Consider the following 6,496-nt stretch of genomic DNA (forward strand, 5'->3'; position numbering starts at 1 on the left):
GTGCGGGCGGTCCGGGGCGGTGCCGGGCGGTGCGGGGCGGTGCCGGGCGGTGCGGCGTGGTGCCGGCGTGGTGCGGCGTGGTCCCGTCGGGAACGCGACGACGCGGTGGCGCGTTGAGCCAGGTGACGTGAGAGCGATCCCATGACGGGTGGAGGTGTCCGCAGATGTCCAAGCGCGCGGGTGTTGCAATTGCCGGAGTCGTGGCAGCCATCGTGGTGTGGAGCCTGGTCGGGTTCTGGGCCGGGCTGCTGATACTGATCGGTGTCCCGGCGGCGGCCTATCTGCTGCTGGACCCCTCCCAGCGCCGCCGCGTGCGGGGCATATCCAGGAAGCAGCTGGGCCGCTGAGCCCACCGGGAGGCGTTCCGGCCGGGCCCGCCTGCCGAGCAGGCCCGGGCGGTCAGTAGTAGTCCCGCATCAGCTCGGTGGCCCACTCCGGCTGGCCGACTTCGCCCCGGGGACCGAACTCGGCCATGTACGGCTTGAGGTCCAGGACGGGTGTGCCGTGCACCGCGTCGAGGCCCTCCACGTGCACGTCCAGGCCGTCCACCCGCACCACGCGGCACCGGGAGACGCCCAGCCGGTTCGGCCGGTTCTTGCCGCGCTGCGCGAAGATGCCGACCAGCGGCCAGTCCGGGTTGCCCCGGGGCCGCCGGGCGCCGGTCTCGATCTTCTCCTCCGGCACCCGGTCGAAGTGGTACAAGACCTCGATGTGCGAGAAGGACTCCAACCCGTACAGCGCCTCCGGGCCGAACCGGCCGGAGTCCAGGCGGATCACCGCCCTCTCCCGCCCCCAGTCGTCGTCGGCCACCTCCGCGCGGCCGCCCACCACCACGCCCACCGGCTCGGACACCACCACGTCGTCCCCCCGTTTCTACTCTTCTCGGTCGGTCCCGGACATCTCGGTCGGTCAATCAATCGGTCGGTCGGTCGGCTGGCCGGGTCGGGTCGGTCGGCCCCTCCAGCCGGAGGGTCAGAACGGGCGTACGGCGATACCGTCCAGCGCGGCCAGCAGCTGCGGCAGCTCCGGCAGGCCCCGCTCCCCACTGCCGGGCACCGGAAGGACCTGGCTCGGCTCGTCGTCCAGCAGGACGAAGGCCGCGCCGTCGGTGCGGGCCACCAGCGACCAGCCGGGCCCGTCCACCCGGAGAGTCCGAGTGTCCTCGCCGGCGAAGGAGGACCGCACCCGCCCGGGCGGCGGCGCCTTCCGCGTGTACTCCAGCGCCTCCCGGAGCGCTCGCGCGAGCCCGGGGTGTGCGGCTGCCGCCGCACCGCCGTCGGCTGCCGCCTGCTCCTGCCAGTCGGCCCACTCCCGGGCGATCTGATCGGCCCCCATCCTCCGCTGCACCGGCCCCCAGGCGTCGGCCGACGGCGGGGCCAGCGGCACCCGTCCGGTGCCGTCCGCGCCCTGCTCCGGATCGTGCGGGTCCGGGATTCCGGGAGCGGCCACCGCCAGAGCCAGCGGCCAGCCCGCCAGCGAGACCACGATCGTCCGCTCGTCGGGGGACAGGTCGTACTCCATCCCGCAGTCCCAGGAAGCGATGGCGGCGGCCACGAGCGAGACGTCGTCCACGACGACCGTCCAGCGCGCGCCGTCCTCGTCCTGCCCGAGCACCAGCCCGTACCCCTCGGCGGCCGGGGGCACCCCCAGCAGCGCACACGCCTCGGGGAAATCGTCGCCCAGCACGCTCGGGAACTGGGCGGGGGTCAGCAGCACGGCGGTCAGCACGTAGAGCGAACCGCCCCCTTCCTCATCGGACACATGGCCTCCCGGTCCCTCGCTTCGTCGGCGCACCCTAACCAGCGGGTAACCCCCGCGTCGAGAGTCCGCGGCGGCGATTTCCAAGCCCACTACCTGCACGTAGAGTTGACCACCCGCCACAGAAAGGGACACCCCGGTGCAGCGTTACGACCGGCTGAGGGAGATCCTCGGTCTGGACCCGGACAGGGATTTCCTCACCATCTACCGGCTCACCGCCACGTACGAGTTCCCCTGGGACTTCACCCGCGCCCTGGAGCTCGCGCTCTTCCGGACGTACGCCGTCCCGAGCATCGGCCGGCTCCTGGCCGAGACCGCCGAATTCACCGACCGCCCGCAGAAGCGCTACGACGACACCGCGCTGCTCCTCGACGCGGTCGTGGAGCACGGCTTCGAGAGCGAGACCGCGCGTACGGCGATCCGCCGCATCAACCAGATGCACCACAGCTACGACATCTCGAACGAGGACATGCGCTACGTCCTGTGCACGTTCGTGGTGATTCCTGCGCGCTGGATGGACGACTACGGCTGGCGCCCGATGACCCACCACGAGCGCCGCGCCTCGGCGAACTACTACGCCACCCTCGGCCGGCACATGGGCATCAAGGACATTCCGGGCTCCTACGAGGAGTTCGAGGAGACCCTGAACGCCTACGAGAAGGCGCATTTCGGATGGGACGAGGGCGGCCGCAAGGTCGCCGATTCCACCCTGGACCTGCTGGCCTCCTGGTACCCGGCCCCGCTGGCCCCCGCCCTGCGCGGAGCCAGCCTCGCCCTGCTGGACCAGCCGCTGCTCGACGCCTTCCGGTACGAGCGCCCCCGCCCGCAGGTCCAGCGGCTGGTCCGCGGTGTCCTGAAGCTGCGCGGTCGCGCCGTACGGCTGCTGCCGCCGCGCAAGGCCCCGCACTACGCCCGTCAGAACCCGGAGATCAAGGGCTACCGCAACGGCTACGACGTGGGCGAGCTCGGCACCTTCCCGGTCCCCGGCCTGGGCGGGTGCCCCGTCCCGCACCCGCGCCGGCCGGCCGGGGCCGAGGCCCAGCCCCCGGCCTGATCAGCCGCGGCGCACCGCGAGGGCCAGGAAGCGGGTGTCCTAGTCGGCGTACGAGACCAGCTCCCAGCCCGAACCGGCCAGCAGCGGGCCGAGGTTGCGCTCGGCCCGCAGGTCGTCCGGGGTCAGCGCGCGGCCGTGGCGGGCGGCCAGGGCGGCTCGCCCGATCGGGTGAAACAGTGCGAGCCCGCCTCCGGGGCGGACGACGCGGGCCAGCTCGCGCAGGTTCGCCGCCGGGTCCGGGAGGTGCGCGACGAGCCCGGAGGCGAACACCGCGTCGAGCGCCGCGTCGCGCAGCGGCAGCCGGGCCACGTCCGCGAGCAGCAGGGCGCCCTCGGCGTCCCGCCCGGCCCGCTGCGCGGCGGCCAGCATCTGCGGGGTGACGTCCGCGCCGAGCACGGTGCCGGACGGTCCGACGGCGGCCCGCAGCGCGGGCAGCGCCCGCCCGGTCCCGCAGCCCGCGTCGAGGACGCGGTCCCCGGGCCGCAGTCCGAAGTCGGCCACGGCCCGGGCGAAGGCGGGCCCGTCCTCGGAGAACTTCGCGTCCCAGCCGTCCGCGCGCGTCCCGAAGAACTCCTGCACGTGGGCGACGTCCTTGTGTGTCGAGCGGTCATCCGTCATGGGCACATGGTCCCCCATGGCCCCGCGCGTGCGGCCCGTGGGCAAGATGGCACGAGCCGTGATCGTAGATGAACGTATCCCTGTCATATTCCAGCAGTTCCAGTGGCTTTCGAAATGCGTCCCTTGTTCGCCCCCTCACCCGGACTAGCGTCCGGGGGCCATGGGACACCTCGCACATGCGGCGTACGGCTGGCTGACGCCCGTACTGTCATACGTGATGGCATCCATCGGTGCCGCCCTCGGACTGCGGTGCGCCGTCCGCGCGCTCGCCACCACCGGCTCCTCACGCCGCACCCGGCTCCTCACCGCGGCCCCGGCCATCGGCACCGGCATCTGGACCATGCACTTCGTCGCGATGCTCGGATTCCACGTCACCGGAACCGAGATCCACCACCACGTGCCGCTGACCGTTCTCAGCCTCGTCGTCCCCGTCGCCGCCACGGCCGCCCTGCGGGCCGCGCTCACCATCGAGTCGCCCGGGGCCGTCACCGCCGCGACCGCCCGCTGACCCTCCTCCTTCCCCCGGCGCGCCCGCGCACCCGCACCCCCGACGAGGAGCCCATGCGTACACCCCGCAGCCAACCGGAACCAGCAGCGCAGCAGCTGCCCGCGCTCCCGGCACGCGGCCGCCGGGCCCATGCCGGACCCTCCGCCGACGAACCCGAGCCGGAACCGGGGCGCGGTCCGGCGCCTGCCGCCCCCGCCGGTGGCGCTGCCGGCCCGGGTACCGGTGCCTACGGCGGCGCCGCACGCCCGCACCCCGGCCGGCGGTGGCGGCCGCGGCTGCGCCCCGCGACCGTCCGCGCGAAGATCGTCGCGCTCCTCGTGGTCCCGGTGGTCTCACTGCTCGCCCTCTGGGGCTTCGCCGCCGTCGGCACCGCCCAGGACATGGCCCGGACCGGCCGGACCCAGCGGATCGCCCAGATGCGCACGCACGTCACGGCCGCGGTCACCGAGCTCCAGGCCGAGCGCCGCACCGCCGTCCGCTTCCTGGCCGACCCGGTACCCGATCGCGCCGCCGAGCTGGGCAAGCAGCAGCGGCGCACCGACGACGCGGTCCGCCGGCTCCGGCTGGGCGAGCGGTACACCGTCGCCGAGTCCGGCGACCACCGCACCGAGCTCGTCGTCCGCCTCGGCGCCTTCGTCGCCGCCGCCGAAGGCCTCGGCCCCGCCCGCAGGGACATCAACGACCGCCGCACCACCCCCGACGCGGCGTACGAGACGTACACGCGCGTCGTGGACAGCGCCTTCGCCGTGACGGGCAACCTCTCCGGCGGCGAGCAGTCCGAACTCGGCGCCGAGGCCCGCGTCCTGCTCGAATTCGCCCGCGCAGGGGAACTCCTGGCCCGCGAGGATGCGTTGATCTCCCTGCCCGGCCAGCGCAGCACCGAATCGCTCCGACGCCTCACCGGCGCGGTCGAAACCCGCCGCGCGCTCACCATGAGCTCCGCCGACGACCTGCCCGCCGCCCAGCGGGACGCCTGGCAGGCGGTCGCCAAGAGTTCGGCCTACGCCGACCTCACCGGTGCAGAAGACCGGGTGCTGACTGCCGGAACGGCCAAGGACCCCCGCGCGGCGGCTGCGGGCTGGGACGCCGCGTACGCGAGCATCAGCACCTCCGTGCGGGAGATCGAAGCCGCCGCCCATGCCGCCGCCGACCTCGGCGACCCCCTCGCCGAGGGCCTCGCCGGCCCTGCCGGCGCCGCCGCCCTGCTCGGCTTCGCCGCCGTTGCCGCCTCGCTCGTCATCTCCGTCCGCATCGGCCGCGGCCTCGTCGTGGAACTCGTCACGCTGCGCGACACGGCCCTGGACATCGCCCACCGGAAGCTCCCGCACGCCATGCACCGGCTCCGGGCGGGGGAGGCCATCGACGTCGAGGCCGAGGTCCCGCCGGGACCCGCCGCCGAGGACGAGATCACCCAGGTCGGCGAGGCGCTGGCCACCGTCCACCGGGCCGCCCTGGGCGCCGCCGCCGAACGCGCCGAACTCGCCGGTGGGATCAGCGGGGTCTTCGTCAACCTGGCCCGCCGCAGCCAGGTCCTGGTGCACAAGCAGCTCAGCCTGCTCGACTCGATGGAGCGGCGCGCGGACGACCCCGGCGAACTCGGCGACCTCTTCCGCCTCGACCACCTCACGACCCGGATGCGCCGACACGCGGAGAGCCTGATCATCCTGTCGGGCGCTGCCCCGGGACGGGCATGGCGCACGCCGGTCCCGCTGACGAACGTGGTCCGCGCCGCCGTCTCCGAGATCGAGGACTATCCGCGCGTCGAACTCGGCCGGATCGCCGAAGCCGCCGTCATCGGCGCCGCGGTCGCCGATCTCACCCACCTGCTCGCCGAACTCATCGAGAACGCCACCCAGTTCTCGCCTCCCCACACCAAGGTCAGGGTCACCGGGGAGCCCGTCGGCGCCGGATACGTCCTCGAAGTCGAGGACCGCGGACTCGGCATGGGCAGCGACACCCTGGCAGAGGCCAACCGGCGCATCAAGGAGTCCGAGGTCCTCGACCTCTTCGACGCCGACCGGCTCGGGCTCTTCGTGGTCAGCCGCCTCTCGGCCCGGCACCGCGTGAAGGTGCACCTGCGCCCGTCGCCGTCCGGGGGCACCACCGCCGTGGTGCTCCTGCCGAGGCCCCTGCTGCAGGGGACGATCGGGCAGGCTTGCGACGCTGTCGCCGCCCCGGACCCGGAGCCCCGGACCGACGCCGGAAGCGGGAGCGAAGGCGAGGGCGCGCTGTCGGCCCGGACCGGGCCGACAGCCCCGGCGCGGGAGCCGGACCGGGAGCCGTCGGCCGTGGCCGCCGTGCAGGAGGATGCGCGCGGTGTCGCGGCCGCCGACCGGGGGCCCGTACGCAAGGAGGCGCAGCCGGCCCCGGTGGCGCCGCTGCACCCGCGCGGTGGCGCGCACACCCGTACGCAGGCCCCGATATCGGCGGCAGCGGCTCAGGAGCCCGCACCGCGGACGCCGCCCCCGTCCGCACCGAAGCCCGAGCCCGTACCGGAGCCCGAGCCGGTACCGGAGCCCGAGCCGGTACCCGCCCCCGTCCCCGCAGCCGCAGTGCCC

7 protein-coding genes are annotated in these 6,496 nt (G+C 74.3%); 4 read left to right on the top strand and 3 right to left on the bottom strand.

Features of this window, described 5'->3' with window-relative positions; all coding sequences use genetic code 11:
• Positions 1-164 precede the first annotated feature (164 nt).
• Positions 165-347 (top strand): hypothetical protein, encoded by a 183-nt coding sequence (locus tag HYE82_RS32755; protein ID WP_179177848.1) that lies wholly within the window; start codon positions 165-167, stop codon positions 345-347.
• A 52-nt stretch (positions 348-399) separates the two neighbouring features.
• Here the strand turns inward: HYE82_RS32755 and HYE82_RS32760 are convergent, their stop codons facing one another.
• Both HYE82_RS32760 and HYE82_RS32765 read right to left on the bottom strand, forming a co-directional pair.
• Complete coding sequence (locus HYE82_RS32760) at positions 400-855, bottom strand: SAM-dependent methyltransferase (RefSeq protein WP_179177854.1); 456 nt, start codon at positions 853-855, stop codon at positions 400-402.
• Between the two features lie 117 nt (positions 856-972).
• Positions 973-1,761, bottom strand: coding sequence for a hypothetical protein (locus HYE82_RS32765; RefSeq protein WP_179177849.1), 789 nt, complete (start codon positions 1,759-1,761; stop codon positions 973-975).
• Between the two features lie 136 nt (positions 1,762-1,897).
• Here HYE82_RS32765 and HYE82_RS32770 point away from each other — a divergent pair, with 136 nt between their 5' ends.
• Positions 1,898-2,812, top strand: a complete 915-nt coding sequence (locus tag HYE82_RS32770) for an oxygenase MpaB family protein (RefSeq protein ID WP_179177850.1) — start codon at positions 1,898-1,900, stop codon at positions 2,810-2,812.
• A 39-nt stretch (positions 2,813-2,851) separates the two neighbouring features.
• On the opposite strand, the gene HYE82_RS32775 is transcribed toward HYE82_RS32770, so the two are convergent.
• On the bottom strand, positions 2,852-3,430 hold the full coding sequence (locus HYE82_RS32775) for a class I SAM-dependent methyltransferase (RefSeq protein ID WP_179177851.1): 579 nt from the start codon (positions 3,428-3,430) through the stop codon (positions 2,852-2,854).
• A gap of 160 nt (positions 3,431-3,590) precedes the next feature.
• Here HYE82_RS32775 and HYE82_RS32780 point away from each other — a divergent pair, with 160 nt between their 5' ends.
• Positions 3,591-3,938 carry an MHYT domain-containing protein gene (locus tag HYE82_RS32780; protein WP_179177852.1) on the top strand — a complete coding sequence of 116 codons (348 nt, stop codon included), beginning with the start codon at positions 3,591-3,593 and terminating at the stop codon, positions 3,936-3,938.
• A gap of 53 nt (positions 3,939-3,991) precedes the next feature.
• A partial coding sequence (locus HYE82_RS32785) for an ATP-binding protein (RefSeq protein ID WP_179177853.1) occupies positions 3,992-6,496 on the top strand: 2,505 nt, incomplete at its 3' end.

Source organism: Streptomyces sp. BR123 (assembly GCF_013401435.1).
Classification (GTDB): domain Bacteria; phylum Actinomycetota; class Actinomycetes; order Streptomycetales; family Streptomycetaceae; genus Streptomyces.